The sequence below is a fragment of the Phocaeicola plebeius DSM 17135 genome (assembly GCF_000187895.1).
Lineage (GTDB): Bacteria > Bacteroidota > Bacteroidia > Bacteroidales > Bacteroidaceae > Phocaeicola > Phocaeicola plebeius.
Genome location: NZ_DS990134.1, coordinates 1 through 16,098, shown reverse-complemented (window position 1 = coordinate 16,098; position 16,098 = coordinate 1). Strand labels below are relative to the sequence as shown.

Genomic DNA, 16,098 nt, shown 5'->3' with positions numbered 1-16,098 from the left:
TTAACGGTTATTTTAGATCGATAATTCGTTAAGGACCCGGATCAGGCTTTTGTCAATAGGCTTGTCCTTTTTGATTGCCTGGACAAAAGGAACATAAACAATCTCGTTGTTCCGTATGCCTATCATAACATTTCGCTGGCCTTCCATTAAGGCCTGGATTGCGGCTTCACCCAGCCGGCTTGCCAGTATACGGTCATTGGCACTCGGAGCACCACCCCGTTGCAGATGGCCCAGGATAGAAACCCTGACATCATACCCGGGATATTCCTTCTTTACCCGGTCGGCGTAATATATGGCACCTCCATTCTTGTTTTCAGGACTTTCGGTCACAATTACGATGCTGCTGTTTTTCGTCTTTCTGAATCCGCGCCCGATGAATGTTTCCAACTGGTCCACGTCCGTCCTGTCCTCCGGGATGATGGCCGCTTCAGCACCGGAAGCTATTGCGCTGTTTTGTGCCAGGAAGCCCGCATCACGCCCCATCACTTCGACAAAGAAGATACGGTCATGGGAGGTTGCCGTGTCCCTGATTTTATCCACGCATTCCACAATGGTGTTCAATGCCGTATCATATCCTATGGTAAAATCGGTACCATATAGGTCATTGTCAATGGTGCCGGGCAATCCTATGCACGTCACATCATACTCCTCCGCAAAGATACGGGCTCCCGTCAGGGAACCGTCTCCACCGATAATTATCAAAGCATTGATGTTCTCTTTCTGTATGACCTTATAAGCTTTCTTGCGTCCTTCGGGAGTGGTGAAAGTCTCGGAGCGAGCTGTTTTCAGTATGGTGCCTCCCCTCTGGATAATGCTACTTACATCTTCCGTCGTGAGTTCTTTCACTTCACCGGCAATCAGCCCCTCGTAACCTCTATAAATTCCTTTCACTTTAAATCCGTTAAAAATGGCGGCGCGGGTCACGGCACGGATAGCCGCGTTCATTCCTGAAGCATCCCCTCCGGAAGTCAGAATTCCAATATACTTGTTATCCATAATTTGTTTTTTATATTTTAATTAATCAGGCAAAATTAGAAAGCAACTGTTTTAGCCTTTTTCTGCTATAAAAGATACGGCTTTTTATCGTACTCAGTGACACTCCTATCTTTGCGGCTATTTCCCGATATTTGACTCCGGTACAACATAAAAACGACATAATGTGCTTTAGGCAATGTTTTAAGGGCTTCCCTTATCTCTTTTGCATCATGCCCGTTATCCACGAAAATGAAAGAGTCGTCCCTTAACAGGAAATGATATTCAGGTTCTGATAATACATATAAATTCCCTCGTATTTTCTTTGTCCGGCAATTATTGATAAATGCATTGCGCATGATGGTATACATCCAGCCTTTAAAATTCGTACCGGAATCAAACTTATCCTTATTATCCAACGTCCTCAACATTGTTTCCTGCAACAAGTTTTCTGCTTCATCCTTGTCAGCAGTCAGTTTATATGCAAAACAATGCAGTTCATTCTGAAGGGCTACCAGCGCTTTATCGAAATCAAATCCTCTCATTATATTTATTTTGGAATTCAAATATCCGGGTGAAGGCATTCCCTGATAATAAGAAATGCCTTCTGTAGAGTCTCATCAAGATATCTTATTTGACATCAATAGTTTTGGTGGTTTCCTGAACCTTCTTATCTACGACTTTGGGAATATCGATAAACAGGACCCCGTGTTCCACTTTGGCCGAAATTTTATCTTTTTCCACATTATCCGGCAGCAGGATACTCTGCTGGAATCGGGAATAGGAGAATTCACGGCGCAAGTATTTTCCGTCTTTCTTCTCCTCCTTTTTCTCGTCCTTTTTTTCCATGCAGATTACCAGATTGTTGCTTTCATCCACACTTACCTTAAAATCATTCTTGGTCATTCCCGGAGCTGCCAGTTCTACCTTGTAGTCCTTTTCATTCTCAATCACATTGATGGCTGGAGCCGTAGCGTTTGCTCTTGCCATCCATTCATTGTCAAAGAAATCGTTAAAAATACTCGGTAACCAATTCTGGTTTGTTTTTACAGGTACCATTTTTACCTCCTCTTTAAAAGTTAATAATTAAAACTTAAAAAAAAGCATCTGCTTGATAGACAGATTTTTATTTTTTAGCCATCCCTTGTTTGGCCACAGCTTCTGCCCGTTTCCGTATCTCTTCCGGGTTTCCAAGGTAGTAGTCCTTGACAAGAACCAGCCTGTCGTCAAATTCAAAGACATAAGGAACTGCCGTAGGCAGGTTCAGGTTGGAAATATCCGTATCGGAAATTCCTTTGAGATGCTTGATGATTCCGCGCAGGCTGTTACCATGGGCGACTACCAGCAGGCTGTCCTTATACATCAATGCGGGAAAGATGATGCATTTCCAGTAAGGCATGACACGCCCAATAGTATCTTTCAGGGATTCCGTACGGGGAAGTTCGCTATCTGGTACACCGGCATAGCGGATATCCATGCCCGGATTACGGGGATCATCTTTGCCTACCGGAGCGGGAGCCACGTCATAGCTTCTTCGCCAGATGTGTACTTGTTCTTCACCATATTGGACCGCTGTTTCACTCTTATTCAGTCCCTGAAGCATGCCGTAATGCTTCTCGTTCAGCCGCCAGGTCTTTTCAACCGGAATCCAGTCTTTATCCAGCCGGTCCAAGACACAGTTCAACGTTTTTACGGCACGTTTCAAGTAAGAAGTGTAAGCTGCCTCAAAAGAAAATCCAGCCTCCCGTAATGCATCGCCTGCCTTGCAGGCTTCTTCAACTCCTTTCTCGCTTAAATCCACGTCCGTCCATCCAGTAAAACGGTTTTCTTTGTTCCATAGACTTTCGCCATGACGTAATAACACTATTCTTTTCATGGATACTTCTTCTTTATGCAATGGTTATTGAAGAATCCAGATATACGTCCTGAATGGTGTTCAGAAGTTGAATTCCGTCTTTCATCGGTTTCTGGAAAGCCTTACGACCGCTGATCAGCCCCATACCACCTGCACGCTTATTTACTACTGCCGTTACGACAGCATCATGCAGGTCGGATTCCCCATGGGATTCACCGCCCGAGTTAATCAATCCGACACGTCCCATATAGCCATTCGCCACCTGATAACGGCAAAGGTCTATCGGATGGTCAGTGGTCAGTTCCGAATACATACACTCGTTTGTCTTTCCGAATCCGATAGCCTTGAAACCGCCGTTATTGGATGGGAGCTTCTGCTTCACGATATCGGCTTTAATGGTAACCCCGATATGGTTGGCTTGTCCTGTCAAGTCGGCAGCGGCATGATAGTCGGTACCATCCTTTTTGAAGCTGCTGTTTCTCAAATAGCACCACAGAATAGTAGCCATTCCCAGTTCGTGGGCATATTCAAAAGCCTGTGACACTTCCACTATCTGGCGGCGGCTTTGTTCCGAACCGAAATAAATGGTAGCACCGACAGCTACGGCTCCCATGTTCCATGCCTCTTTCACCGTACCGAACATTACCTGGTCGTAGCTGTTCGGATAAGTCAGCAACTCATTATGGTTCAGCTTGACGATAAAAGGTATCTTGTGTGCATATTTGCGTGCCACGGCGCCCAACACACCGAATGTGGATGCCACGGCATTACACCCTCCTTCAATGGCCAGCTTTATGATGTTTTCGGGATCGAAATAAAGCGGATTGGGGGCGAAAGACGCTCCTGCAGAATGTTCTATGCCCTGGTCTACAGGCAGAATGGATACATAGCCCGTATTGGCCAGACGTCCATGTCCGTATAAAGCCTGCAAACTTTCCAATGTACGGATATTCCTGTCGGAATTCATCCATACCTTATCTATCATATCCGGTCCCGGAATATGGATAAGTTGTTTGTCTATCGTCTTACATGTATGGTTCAGGTAGTACTCAGCCTTTCCTCCCAATAAATCTACTATTTTCATTTTATTTATTTTTATTGATTATTCTGGTTTATGACTCCCGTTCACCCAGTTTTGCATCCATAAAAAGGATAGCACAGTCTCCGGCTTTCCTCAGATGACTAACAATATTGAGTACATTCGCTTCATCTTCTACTTGCTCACGAACAAATTGCCACAAGAAGTCCTGAGTGGCATTGTCTTTCTCTTCGGATGCTACCTGTACCAACTCATCAATCAGTTTGGAAACATGTTTTTCATGCTCCAAAGCATGCTCGAATACTTCAACAGGGTTACCCCAACCTTGTGGAACCACATCGACCTTGTCTACTTTCGGGGTTGCCTCACGCTTAATCATGTACCCGGCAATGGCATATGCATGCCCGGTCTCTTCTGCAGACTGTTTCTGCATCCAGCGAGCCATTCCGGAAAAGCCCTCTCTTTCCAGATAAAAAGACATTGATAAATACAGGTTGGCAGACCATAATTCTGCTGTGATTTGCTCATTCAGAGCATTTTGCAATTTTTCAGTCATGATGAATCAAACTTTTAATGTTAATAATAAATCCAAATTATCTCTCTTCTTTAAGAACAAGCATGGGCTTGTTTCAAGATTTCAATTAATACCGGACGTATCCCGCTGATAAAACATTCCACGGCGATCACCATTAGAATAAGTCCCATCAGTCTCATCATCACATTGTTTCCCGTCTCTCCCAAGATTTTTAAAAGCTGGGTGGACGCGCACAGAATAAAGAAGGAAAGAATGCAGACCAAAGCGATTACGCCAAGCAATACTATTTTGAAAGTATATTCCGAAGCATCTTCCATCAATGTTATTCCACTGGAAATCGCTCCCGGACCGCATAACATCGGAATGGCAAGAGGTGTGATGGTTATATCTTTGGAATATTCTTTTCGTTCAGTTTCATTCAGTTTCACATGGGTAAAATGTGCCTGCAACATATCATATCCGATTTTAAAGATGATGATACCTCCCACAATCCGGAATCCGTTTGTTGAGATGCCGAAAAAATGAAACAGAAACCTGCCCGATAATGTAAAAAGGACTAATATGATAAATGCAATGGTACATGCTTTCAAGGCGATATATCTGCGTTCTTTCGTATCCATTCCATCAGTCATTTGCAGGAATACCGGCATCACTCCAAGAGGGTCCATCAAGGTGAATAGCGAAGTGAAACACAATGTTAAATATACAAATATATCCATGATGACATATAGTTTATTATCGATTATTATATCGCAAAAAACATACCAGATAGCATTCTGCAATATTAAATTTTGCATAACATCAATCTTAAATCCATACCGTCAAAAATAAGGTAGTTTCCGTTCGTTTTCCTTGGCGAGGATACGTAACAATTCCATAAATGCCGTACTTACATATATACGGTCTGCATACAGCCCGCTGATGAAAGAATGGAAGGACATGCTTACATTCCAGCATAATATGAGAAATGTGTTTACCTGACGTGATATGTACTGCTCATGTTCAAGCAATTCATTCAAGGCATTCAATGGCGTTGTCCATTCATGTGTATCCCGTTTCATTTCATTGATTACAACACATCCTCCATCATGGCATATCCGATTCATCATCTGATAAACCTTGTTCATATTGTCCTGTGCTTGGGAGTTCAGCCAGGAGCTAAGTATTGGAAGCCGTTCATCTTCAAAATAAACCTGCAATGACAGGTATAAACCGGTTGACCATATTTCTGTATTGATCAACTCATTCATGGCGTTTTCTATTCGTTTATCCATTATCACTCTGAATATTGAAAATCCATTACTAATATCATGTGTTATTCTCAGTATATAAAAATTCCATTCGATTGTGGGTAACCCATAAAACGGAATTCTTAAACGAGGCTTAAATAATAGGATAACTTATCGGCGTAGACAAATTGTCATAAAAAATAGCACTATGATGTCTTTTTGTCTTGCCTCCCTTGCAGAATATCCAATAAGACATCCAGTTCTCTTTCTATTCCTTCAATCTTATCGGAAATACAGTCCAAAGTATTATGGTGCAGACTAGCTTTACACTCCTGCAACTCTCTTGACAGAGAAAGTATCTGTAACCAAAGTTCTTCCTCTATGTGATAGGGGGAGTTACTATTATCTAGTACCATAGCAGGAGAAGGCAGAAAAGTGCTTTGGCATGTAATTTGTATGATAATGAACGGTATGTTCCGAAAGAGACAGGAATGGAAATGAAAGGATAGAATATTCCACAAAAGACAGTAACAAACAAAGGGGGAAAGTCGTTGGAGACAGTTGTCTCGCTTTTAAAACAAGTTGCTTTCATAATGTTTATTATAAGCCAACCCTGTTCCCTGGAGTTGTGTTTATATAAAGTTAAGCGTGGGAACTTTGGTATTACCGTTCAGAAGTATCCCCATACTCAACAACATATAATACACAAAGCCCCACGCCTATATATAACAAAAATCTATATAGATAGAACGTGGAGCGTCCAATGTATTATCCAATTGTTGTTTCGAAATTGGGGATTTCCTGAACTTGGATAATGCCTTAACGCTTTACTATAAATCTTCTATTTTCAAAAGACTAATACAAATGTAATAAAAGAAATGAATTCTTTGAAAGGAAATATCTCTTTTTTTTAAGGGGTGGCTTAATGAAGTGCCCCCCAAAAGTTGGACTTTAAATTAAAATTGATGATTCAACTCTCTATAGTAGTGAGCTCGGTATTGTGCCGGGCTCATACCTTTTAATCTAAGCTTAATTCTTCTTGTATTATACCAAACAATGTATTTCTTTAGTTCAGACTCAAACATGTCAAGACTATCAAAATGATTTACATACAATAATTCATTCTTCATCAGCGCGAAGAAGTTTTCCATCATAGAGTTATCCAGACAGTTGCCTTTACGGGACATGCTTTGTATAACACCATTATTCTTCAATATCTGTTGATATTGTGCATGCTGATAATGCCATCCCTGATCTGAATGCAGCAATAGCCCATCAAGGTTCTTATACTTTTTAAAAGCCTTTTTAAGCATATCTGTAACCATTTTCAGGTTAGGACTTCTTGAGAGTGTATATGTTATTATCTCCCCATTGTACATGTCTAATATTGGAGATATATACAGCTTCTCATCCTTTATGCAAACCTGTGACACGTCCGTTGTCCATTTCTGGTTAGGCCTTTCGGCAGAGAAATTTCTGTTGATGACATTAGGTGCAACCTTTCCTATCTGACCTTTATAGGAGTGATAGTGACGTTTTTTTCGCTTGGCTTTCAACTCCATATGAGACATCAGTTTCAGTACAGTCTTATGATTGATATTGCAGCCTTCGTTACGCAAGGACAGACAAATCCTTCTGTATCCATAGCGGCCTTTGCTGTCGTCATATATCGCTTTAATTCGTTTCCTTGTATCATCATAGCCATCGTTGTCCTTCAAGCGTGACAGATGGTAATAGAATACAGAGCGAGCCATATTTACCATTTTGAGAATACACTCAAGTGCAAAACCATCCTGCCTTAGTTCTTCGATGGCTCGCGCCCAATCCCTTGTAGTCGGGCGTTCCTTTCCTCTACTAAGGCTCTCACTTTTTTTAGCAATGCTACCTCCAGTCGCAGTTCCTCGTTCTCTTTTCTGAGTTTTTCCAGTTCACTCTGTGGCTTGATATTCTTCTTCGGTCTTCCCATATGTGACGGTCTGCCACGCTTTTTACATTTACTTAGAGCATCAATGCCCTCCGTACGCATAATCTTTAACCATACGCCTATCCTTTGAGGACTTGCACCATATTTTAGCGAGGCTTCGTGCAAAGTAAGATGATTTTCTTCAATATCAAGAACAATATCGTGTTTTAATGCATAATCGGCCTTGATATTGGGACATTTTTGCAATCCAGATACTCCTTCTTTCTGATAGCGTGACCATAAAACCTTTAGTCGTGCTTCATTTATCCCATAGTTCTTGTGGATGTGATTAAAGGATATGCCATCTTCCAACATATACATATAAGACAGCAAGTCTTGTAATGATTTTTGTTTTCTTTTTTGTGTAGACATAATAAAACCCCAAAAGTTTTGTGTCTAACTTTTGGGGTGCAGTACATAATTTTTCTTTATTTAAAGTCTTAGAATTACTGCCCACCAAAGCCCGTCACGAATGTTTTGAAATCCTCAAGCTGTACATTAAGCTCTATATAGTATAGCAGAATAGCAGAAAAACAGACCATGATACCGCAGGTATATAGGTCATAACCCACTCTTCCGTAAGTATCTTATCTATTTGACAATAATAAAAATGTAAAGGAGGATAATGACATGGACAATATTCGTATCCCAATACATATAGGTTAACATATAAGGGAGAATGGTCACGGAGTCCACAAACCATAGAATGAAAAAATATATTTCCATCGTGTACGGTTTATGTCTCTATCCGGATATTTGACCGGTGCCGCAAATGCGCAATGCATACTCCACAAAAAAACACCAGGGAGGAAAAATAAGTCATACTGAATAACGCCTGTCTGTAATGGGCCATGGATACAAATGAACTACAGATAATAGCTGCAATAGATATAACGATACAAGCACAAAATAATGTACGAACGTGTCCATCAGTTGCATTTGGATGAAACAGTACCACTTTATGCAATGTTTGGTTAGATTGAGTCTGAACATAGGACCTTAAAAATTAGACGGATATAAATTTACTAAAAATCTGTGGAAAAGAGGAATAGAAAGGCGGAAATGTTTTTAAAACGGCTATGAATAAAGCGTTTGTGAGGACAAATGAGGACAAAGGCATAAAACGAGGTAACGCAAAAAAAAGTAAATTTATGAAGTAGAAAGGTTGCTAAATCATTACCCCGTGAAAGGTGGTTTTTGATACTCCGTGCTGAATTTTTCTCCGTATGGCTTCGGTTGGTTTACAAGGCATAACTCATTGATACTTAATTTTAAACTTAAAAAACGAGTATGGCAAGAAGTACATTCAAAGTGCTGTTCTACGTGAACGGCAACAAGGAGAAAAACGATATTGTCCGCATCATAGGACGGGTAACGATTAACGGGATTGTGACGCAGTTCAGCTATAAGTAGAGTATCCCGAAAACGCTTTGGGACGTGAAAGGGAACAGGGCGAAAGGCAAGAGTGCGGAAGTACGTGATATCAACCTTGCCCTTGACAACATCAAGGCTCAAATCATCAAGCACTACCTGCGTATATTCGACCGTGAAGCGTTCGTGACGGCTGAAATGGTGAGCAATGCTTATCAGGGTATCGGCAGTGAGTATGAGACACTGCTCAAAGCGTCCGGACGTGAGAACGAAGTATTCAAGAAGCGTGTCGGAAAAGACAGGGTAATGGCAACCACCGTTCACGGGTGGTGGCAAGAAACCATGTGGCAGCGTTCATCAAGTCTTTTTACAGACGGACGGATATGTTCATGCTGGAGATTAAGCCCGACTTCATCAAGGGGTTTGCAGCCTACCTATCAACGAAAGCGGGACTTCACAACGGGACGATATGGGAAAAATGCATGTGGCTGAAAGGCGTTGTCATGTGTGTGCACTTTAACGGACTAATACCGAAAAAAACGTTTGCCCAATTCCACATCAGCCCTAATGTGACGGAACGTGAGTTCCTGACGGAAGATGAACTGAAAACGTTGATGACGCACGAGTTGGGGATGTCCAACTGTTCTATATTCGTGACATTTTTGTTTTCGCCAGCTTCACTGCCCTCTCTTTCGTGGACATCAAGGAACTAACCAATAGCAACATCGTAGAAGTGAATGGTGAGAAGTGGATATTGTCCAAACGGTACAAGACAAAAGTGCCGTTCCAAGTGAAACTGTTGGATACTCCTTTGCAGATTATCGAGCGTTACCGACCCTGTCAGGAAGACAATCTCATATTCCCTAATCTCAACTACTGGTCTATCTGCAAATCTCTGAAAAAGGGGATGAAAGAGTGCGGATAACAAAGGATATTTCATTTCAGTATTAAAACTATTAAACGGGCGTAATTTAATTCGACAGAAAATCCGGCTTCTGACAGCCATTTTTTCACTTCATTCCGAGAGTTTGCAGTTTGACTGCCATAAACAGCAATATTTCAGCATGGGGACATAGTTTGCGGATATTATCCACACTTTGTGCTGTTCCGCTTCCTCCATGTGTACAGAATGGGAGTATCTTTTTCCCGGACAAATCATAACCGGACAGGAAACTTTTTACAGGAGAAGACAGAAGACCACCCCAAATAGGACTACCGATAATCAATGTATCATAATCATCCATATTCTCTACTTTTGTACGCAGAGCTGGAAGAATATGATTGTCTCTTTCATTTTTGAAACGGTCAACCACTTCATTATATTCATCAGAATAGGGTTCTTCCGGTTCAATCTCCACCATGTCGCATCCAATAAGTTCATGGATAATGTTGGCTACAGTTTGCGTATGTCCGCTCCATGAGAAATAGACTATCAATGTTTTCCCCGGCTCTGAGTGAGGCAACGAATCTATCTTATCTTCAACAGCCGGAGTGTTGCTGCACGAAAGGAAGGTTAAGAGCAGCATTGCCAATAAGCACTTCAGTTTCATAACTATTTTTATTTAGGTTTTGGGGTTATCCTCTGTTAATTTCTATCTGTCCAGCTGTTTCTCATACAGCCACTTCGACAGCAGGTCAGCTACTTCCACATTGTTCAAATCCGACATCGGGAAGTGCGTATTCCCATGCAGACCGACATCGGGCAGATGAATGACCGTCACGTCACCGCCCAGCTTATTGAGCATTTCGGCCCACTTGCGCATGAGATGCAGACGGCGTGTCCATTCGTAAAGTTCCGGATGTTCGTCTGTTTCGGGCAGGTTATCCCCATAGTAAATGATGATGGGAATTTCCATGTATCTCTTGAAAACTGCCATAGGGACTTCTATTCCTTCTGTTTTTTTAGACCGTGTCAAGACTTTGCCTTCTTCGGGAACTTGACCGGTTGGGAAGGGTACACTTCCACCGGGTTCGTATGCTACAATGGCTTTGATGTTCTTCGTTTTGAGCAAAGTAAACCAACCCACCGGACCGCCTTGTGAATGAGTGACAAATATGGCCGGACCGATTTTGTCAAAAAGAGCAGCATAGGCATCGGAATAGACATCGAAGTCCAAAGGTCCGATGGTCGGCGTCATCTGCCGGAAGTACTGGTTTAAGGCTTCCCGGTCGCGACTGAACTGTACACCCTCGAAATAATCAGGATAGATTCCCACACGGAAACGGTTGAACCATGGAAAATCCAGTGTAAGCTGCCCCCTAAAACCAAGCGATTCTGCCCCCTTGTGCTAAAATAATCCTACCCCCTTGATTCCAATATAAAAATACCCCTGCTTGGCAATGCCCGGCAGGGGATTTTTCGTAGATTTGATTCCCGTCTTGACCGGTGGGATAAAATCATTTCTACTATGACAACAAAGATAGCAAACATCCTCCAATGTTACGCATTGGGGATGGGGATAAAGCAGATAAGCAGGAGCTTTGAGCTTTCCCGCAACACGGTGCGCAGATATGTGCGCCTGTTTCAAGAGTGTGGTATACCGATAAAGGAGTTGGCCGCCATGCCTTCCGCTCGCATCCAGGAAATGTTCTCTGAAGGTGTTGGCCGTAACAGGGAACCGTCACAACGCCAGCTTGAGCTTGAGGCACTCCTTCCTGAGTATGCTGCCCGGCTTAGCCGCCGAGGCGTAACAGTGAAAACCCTGTACGAAGAGTACCGCGAGACCCATCCTGACGGATACAGACATGCCAGTTTCGGCAACTATCTCATGCGTTACCGTATGGTGACACATGTCGTAGGCCATGTCGAGCATTATGCCGGAGACCAGATGTATATCGACTTCGCCGGTGACAAACTGGAAGTCGTTGACAGTGAAAGCGGTGAATGTCGCAGCGTTGAAGTGTTCGTGGCCATACTTCCGTGCAGCCACTATACCTATTGTGAGGCGGTCTGGTCCCAGTCAAGACAGGACTTGATTAAGGCGTGTGAGAACGCGCTTCATTTTTACGGCGGGGTTCCGATGGCGATCGTACCAGACAACCTCAAATCGGCGGTAACCCGCAGCGACCGTAACGAGCCGGTAATCAACGAGGAGTTTGCGGCATTTGCCGAACACTACGGATGTACCGTATACCCCACACGGGTACGTCATCCAAAGGACAAGGCCTTGGTGGAGAATGCCGTGAAGCTACTTTACCGATCCGTCTACGCTGACATCGAGGGTCTTGTATTCCACTCGCTGGAGTCTCTGAATGCGGCCATATCCGAATCGCTCTCGGCCTTCAACGGACGCAGGATGAGCGGGCGTCCCCAGTCCAGACGGGAACAGTTCGAGCAGATTGAGTCCGACTGCCTCCGCCCGCTTCCCGCCATACGCCATCAGATGAAAGAGCGACGCTCCGCAACAGTAATGCGTAACGGCTATGTCACCTTCAGGCTTCACCATTACAGCGTACCGAAAGAGTATATAGGCAAACGTGTCGAGATTGTCTATGATGCGGACACGCTGGAAATATATCATGGCCTGCGTCTGGTGACCACACACCAGCGCGATGACACGCCATACTCCTATACGACCAAGGATGCCCACGGACTGCCCGGACGTCATGGAAGTTATGAAAAGGATCTGGAACAGATTTACGAACGGGCCGGCCAGACAGATAACGTCCTGCTGCTGTATCTGCGCAAGGTGGCGGAACTCAAGAAGTATCCTCCCGCGGCGTTCCGTTCATGCAGAGGCATCATGGCGTTGGAGAAGACCTTCGGGCTGGAACGGTTGGTGGCGGCAAGCGCATGCGCCACGCAACTGCGCCTATACGGATATCAGGAGATAAGGCGGATCCTTGAACGCGGGGATGATGCAGACTTCCTGTCAAAAGACGACATTGACGATGAGGTCCCCGTAACATCTATCCACAAAAACATCCGCGGAGCAGCCTACTTCGCACAATTAAAACATTTAAATAGAGACAACAATGGAAACAAATAATCTTACCGCACCGATAGCTGTCGAAAAAGACCGCAACACGTTGACAATCGAACTGATGAACCGTATGAAGCTGCACGGCATGGCCGCCGCCTTCACTGAAAGCCTAACCTCCACTATGGCAGAAACAATGACAATCGACTCTTTCCTGCACATGTTACTTGCCAGGGAATGGGACTACCGTGCCAATGCAGCCATCCAACGCCTTATACGCGGGGCGGCGTTCCGCTACAAGGCCTGCCTCGAGCAGATAGACTATGCAATCCCGCGTGGCCTTGACCGCAATCAGATGGAGCGGCTTGCATCGCTGGAGTTCATCCGCAAGGGACAGAACCTCTTCATCACAGGGTCATCCGGTACCGGGAAGAGCTTCCTTGCCACAGCAATGGGGTATGAAGCCTGCAAGAAGGGCATACGGACATATTATGCGAATGCTCCGAAACTTATGGGTACGCTTAAGGTGGCAAAAGTAAAAGGCACACTGGAATCGGAACTCAAGAGAATCGAACGGAGCACGCTGCTCATATTGGATGACCTCTTCCTTGTGAACCTTGATGCCAAGGAACGACCCATCCTGCTCGATATAATAGAGGACCGACATGGGCGCAAGTCCATCATCATCACCTCGCAACTGCCAACGGACAATTGGTATGATGCAATCGGAGACCCTACAGTAGCAGATGCCATTATGGATCGTATTATACATACGGCGCACCGGATTGAGCTGACAGGAGAAAGTGTCCGTAAAATGGCTGCATACAGAGGGAAATAAACTAAAATAATAATAACCCCATCGGTCAAGACTTTTTAAGGGGGCATTGTTGAATGTTTTAAGGGGGCAGAATCGCTTGGTTTTAGGGGGCAGCTTACACTGGATTTTCCAAACCATTCTTCTTCATCGAATACCGGTTCCAGTGTGACAGCTTCCGTACTCCGTCCGGCATTTCCCCGGCGAGGCTGGTCGACAAGATAGGTGGAGAAACCTTTGCGAAGAAATATATTCTGAAACCCTTCGCGTCCGTCAGGAGTGGTCTCCCATGTTTTGGAAAACTGGCCGACACCATGTGCAAAAACAAGCGGATATTTCCGTGCATCAACCGGTTTCTGATAAAATACATAAGCATGGTCGCCGTGGTATTTGTGTCCCAATGAATCGGTCAGTACGGTGCCACCTACGGCAAAACTGCCTTGTTCCTCTATTTGCAGAATATTCCCTTTGTAACAATTACAGCCCGACAGTAAAGCGATGAACGTCATGTAAAATATCTGTTTCTTCATACACGGATTATTTTGGGATTTTAGACTCCTGCAAGGCATCGTAGCGGCTACCCACCACAGGAATGGCAGCTACGGCTGTTTCCAGTTCTTCTATCTCTTCTGCCGTGAAACGGATGTCGCAGGCACGAAGGTTCTCTTCCAGATGAGAGAGTTTGGTGGTGCCCGGAATAGGCACGATAAAAGGCTTCTTGTTCATCAGCCAGGCCAAAGCTATCTGTGCCGGGGTAATGCCTCTTGTACGGCCGAAAGCGTTAAGAACTTCCACAATACGATAGTTGGCGCGTATGGCTTCGGGCTGGAAGCGTGGCAAGGTCTGCCGGTTGTCGTTGGTAACATCAAACTTGGTATATTCATTGATCATACCGCCCAAAAAACCACGGTTCAGCGGACTGTATGGAACGAAACCGATGCCCAAATCCTCGCACAGCTCCAACACTCCGTTCGTCTCTACCATGCGGTGCATCAAGTGATATTCGCTTTGGATTGCCGTAACCGGACATATCTTGTGCGCACGGCGGATGGTATCAACGTTTACTTCACACATGCCCCAATGCAGGATTTTACCTTCCTTGATGAGTTTGCTGCATGTTTCAGCCACCGCTTCAATCGGTGTGTTCGGGTCTATGCGGTGCTGGTAGAACATGCCCAATGTTTCAACTCCGAGATTGCGCAACGAGTTTTCACAAACCCGGCGGATGTTGGCCGGAGTGCTGTCCTCTTCGGTTTTAATCTGCACACCGTTTACAAACTTATGTCCGAACTTCGATGACACAAATACCCGGTCGGTATATCCTTTCAAGGCTTCGCCGACCAATTTTTCATTGATGTGGTAGCCGTAGCTTTCGGCTGTATCGAAAAGGGTCACCCCACGTTCAACAGCTTCATGCACCAGGGCGATTTCTTTTTCCCTGCTCGGGTACTGGCTGTGGTTATGGTTCAAGCCCATACAGCCATATCCCATTGCAGAAACAGTGAATGCCGTATTTCCGTGTCCCAATGTTCGCCGAGTGCGCACCGCCGCCATGCCTGCAGGGATGTTGTTTGCAACTTGTTGTTTCCCCATCCATACCCGTTCTGCTGCCGTTACCTTGTTCAAGGTAGGCCCGACACACATGGCAGCTCCTGTCAATGCCGCCATTTTAAGGAATCTCCGGCGGCTCATATCCTTGTCTTTATCCATATTTGATAGTCTTTAAATTATTTCTGTTGCAAAGTTAACGTGACAGAATTGATAAACTTTTTTTGATATATATTATCTAAGCTGAATGATGTATTATCCTGTATTCCAAGCGATATTTATAGGCAACTATCTTTCAAAATCGTATATATTCAGTCCTAAATCCGGATTATATGTGCGACTTATCCGCTCGCTATAATCTTCCACCACGAACTCCCCTGCACCATTCTGTATTGCGGAAAGTAGATGTCCGGCTAAAGCGGAATAGTCGCTCCTGCCGACGGTTATATGCAAATGAAGATATACCTGCTCATTCATAGATGATATATTCCCTGTAAGGTTGGATATTTCCATTTGCTCCCGGAATGTCTTATCATCATATGCTTTTGTCTTGGGATTGAAGAAACGGAGGGTCAGCTCTCCGATAGCACCAATCCCGTTGATAGAACCCGACAGAATTCCTTTCTCCTTGCAGAAAGCATTCAGGGCTTTCACAATTTCAGTATGATTGTTAATGCTGACAATATACTTGTTGCCAATTTTCTTGTACGAATACATATTCTTTTCGTTTTGTGCGTTTGCCGGAGCAATCAGTACCCCGACAAACAGCAAGATAAACAATAATTTCTTTATAAAATGCCCCATCAGTACACTTATGACTGCCTCTGTTTTGATTAATCTTACCATAATAGA

General features: G+C 44.1%; 16 protein-coding genes and 4 pseudogenes. 3 read left to right on the top strand and 17 right to left on the bottom strand.

The window, feature by feature from the left end; genetic code table 11:
- Positions 1–12: 12 nt before the first annotated feature.
- The 12 genes and pseudogenes from pfkA to BACPLE_RS19755 form a co-directional block, all read right to left on the bottom strand.
- Positions 13–996 (bottom strand): 6-phosphofructokinase, encoded by a 984-nt coding sequence (gene pfkA, locus BACPLE_RS14955; RefSeq protein WP_004295279.1) that lies wholly within the window; start codon positions 994–996, stop codon positions 13–15.
- A 25-nt stretch (positions 997–1,021) separates the two neighbouring features.
- Positions 1,022–1,096, bottom strand: a pseudogene (locus BACPLE_RS19760) (RNA polymerase sigma factor); the annotation flags it as partial.
- Positions 1,062–1,517 carry an RNA polymerase sigma factor gene (locus tag BACPLE_RS14950; RefSeq protein ID WP_005641942.1) on the bottom strand — a complete coding sequence of 152 codons (456 nt, stop codon included), beginning with the start codon at positions 1,515–1,517 and terminating at the stop codon, positions 1,062–1,064. The pseudogene BACPLE_RS19760 and the gene BACPLE_RS14950, both read right to left, overlap by 35 nt.
- 85 nt (positions 1,518–1,602) lie before the next feature.
- On the bottom strand, positions 1,603–2,031 hold the full coding sequence (locus BACPLE_RS14945) for an Hsp20/alpha crystallin family protein (protein ID WP_004295281.1): 429 nt from the start codon (positions 2,029–2,031) through the stop codon (positions 1,603–1,605).
- A gap of 67 nt (positions 2,032–2,098) precedes the next feature.
- Positions 2,099–2,848 carry a 2,3-diphosphoglycerate-dependent phosphoglycerate mutase gene (gene gpmA, locus BACPLE_RS14940; protein WP_004295282.1) on the bottom strand — a complete coding sequence of 250 codons (750 nt, stop codon included), beginning with the start codon at positions 2,846–2,848 and terminating at the stop codon, positions 2,099–2,101.
- A gap of 13 nt (positions 2,849–2,861) precedes the next feature.
- Positions 2,862–3,911, bottom strand: coding sequence for a class I fructose-bisphosphate aldolase (locus tag BACPLE_RS14935; RefSeq protein WP_004295283.1), 1,050 nt, complete (start codon positions 3,909–3,911; stop codon positions 2,862–2,864).
- Positions 3,912–3,939: 28 nt separating this feature from the next.
- Entirely contained in the window at positions 3,940–4,422 is a 483-nt protein-coding gene (locus BACPLE_RS14930; protein ID WP_004295284.1) for a ferritin, read from the bottom strand.
- A gap of 50 nt (positions 4,423–4,472) precedes the next feature.
- Complete coding sequence (locus BACPLE_RS14925) at positions 4,473–5,120, bottom strand: MarC family protein (protein WP_005650034.1); 648 nt, start codon at positions 5,118–5,120, stop codon at positions 4,473–4,475.
- Positions 5,121–5,222: 102 nt separating this feature from the next.
- On the bottom strand, positions 5,223–5,675 hold the full coding sequence (locus BACPLE_RS14920; protein WP_005641945.1) for a ferritin-like domain-containing protein: 453 nt from the start codon (positions 5,673–5,675) through the stop codon (positions 5,223–5,225).
- 161 nt (positions 5,676–5,836) lie between these two features.
- A complete protein-coding gene (locus tag BACPLE_RS19865) occupies positions 5,837–6,046 on the bottom strand; it encodes a hypothetical protein (RefSeq protein ID WP_004295287.1) in 210 nt (69 codons plus the stop codon).
- Between the two features lie 540 nt (positions 6,047–6,586).
- A complete protein-coding gene (locus BACPLE_RS14910; RefSeq protein WP_148374549.1) occupies positions 6,587–7,510 on the bottom strand; it encodes an IS3 family transposase in 924 nt (307 codons plus the stop codon).
- Positions 7,429–7,965: a helix-turn-helix domain-containing protein gene (locus BACPLE_RS19755; RefSeq protein WP_007563219.1), complete on the bottom strand. Its 537-nt coding sequence runs from the start codon at positions 7,963–7,965 to the stop codon at positions 7,429–7,431. Before BACPLE_RS19755 ends, BACPLE_RS14910 begins: the two co-directional genes overlap by 82 nt.
- Before the next feature lie 918 nt (positions 7,966–8,883).
- Between BACPLE_RS19755 and BACPLE_RS19505 the strand changes: the two are divergent.
- Positions 8,884–9,906, top strand: a pseudogene (locus BACPLE_RS19505) (site-specific integrase); the annotation flags it as partial.
- Positions 9,907–9,974: 68 nt separating this feature from the next.
- Here BACPLE_RS19505 and BACPLE_RS14885 read toward each other — a convergent pair.
- Together BACPLE_RS14885 and BACPLE_RS14880 are read right to left on the bottom strand one after the other, a co-directional pair.
- A complete protein-coding gene (locus BACPLE_RS14885; RefSeq protein ID WP_004295290.1) occupies positions 9,975–10,514 on the bottom strand; it encodes a flavodoxin in 540 nt (179 codons plus the stop codon).
- A 42-nt stretch (positions 10,515–10,556) separates the two neighbouring features.
- A pseudogene (locus BACPLE_RS14880) lies at positions 10,557–11,198 on the bottom strand (alpha/beta hydrolase family protein); the annotation flags it as partial.
- A gap of 174 nt (positions 11,199–11,372) precedes the next feature.
- Between BACPLE_RS14880 and istA the strand changes: the two are divergent.
- Together istA and istB are read left to right on the top strand one after the other, a co-directional pair.
- A complete protein-coding gene (gene istA / locus BACPLE_RS14875) occupies positions 11,373–12,953 on the top strand; it encodes an IS21 family transposase (protein ID WP_005829261.1) in 1,581 nt (526 codons plus the stop codon).
- Positions 12,940–13,722 (top strand): IS21-like element helper ATPase IstB, encoded by a 783-nt coding sequence (gene istB, locus BACPLE_RS14870; RefSeq protein ID WP_005824105.1) that lies wholly within the window; start codon positions 12,940–12,942, stop codon positions 13,720–13,722. The genes istA and istB overlap by 14 nt, the downstream gene beginning before the upstream one ends.
- Positions 13,723–13,817: 95 nt before the next feature.
- Here the strand turns inward: istB and BACPLE_RS19370 are convergent.
- From BACPLE_RS19370 to BACPLE_RS14855, 3 genes and pseudogenes are all read right to left on the bottom strand, one after another.
- Positions 13,818–14,228, bottom strand: a pseudogene (locus BACPLE_RS19370) (alpha/beta hydrolase); the annotation flags it as partial.
- A gap of 7 nt (positions 14,229–14,235) precedes the next feature.
- Positions 14,236–15,408 carry an aldo/keto reductase gene (locus BACPLE_RS14860; RefSeq protein WP_007563436.1) on the bottom strand — a complete coding sequence of 391 codons (1,173 nt, stop codon included), beginning with the start codon at positions 15,406–15,408 and terminating at the stop codon, positions 14,236–14,238.
- Positions 15,409–15,534: 126 nt separating this feature from the next.
- Positions 15,535–16,098 (bottom strand): PPC domain-containing DNA-binding protein (locus BACPLE_RS14855; RefSeq protein ID WP_007563434.1); only part of this gene is annotated, 564 nt, incomplete at its 5' end.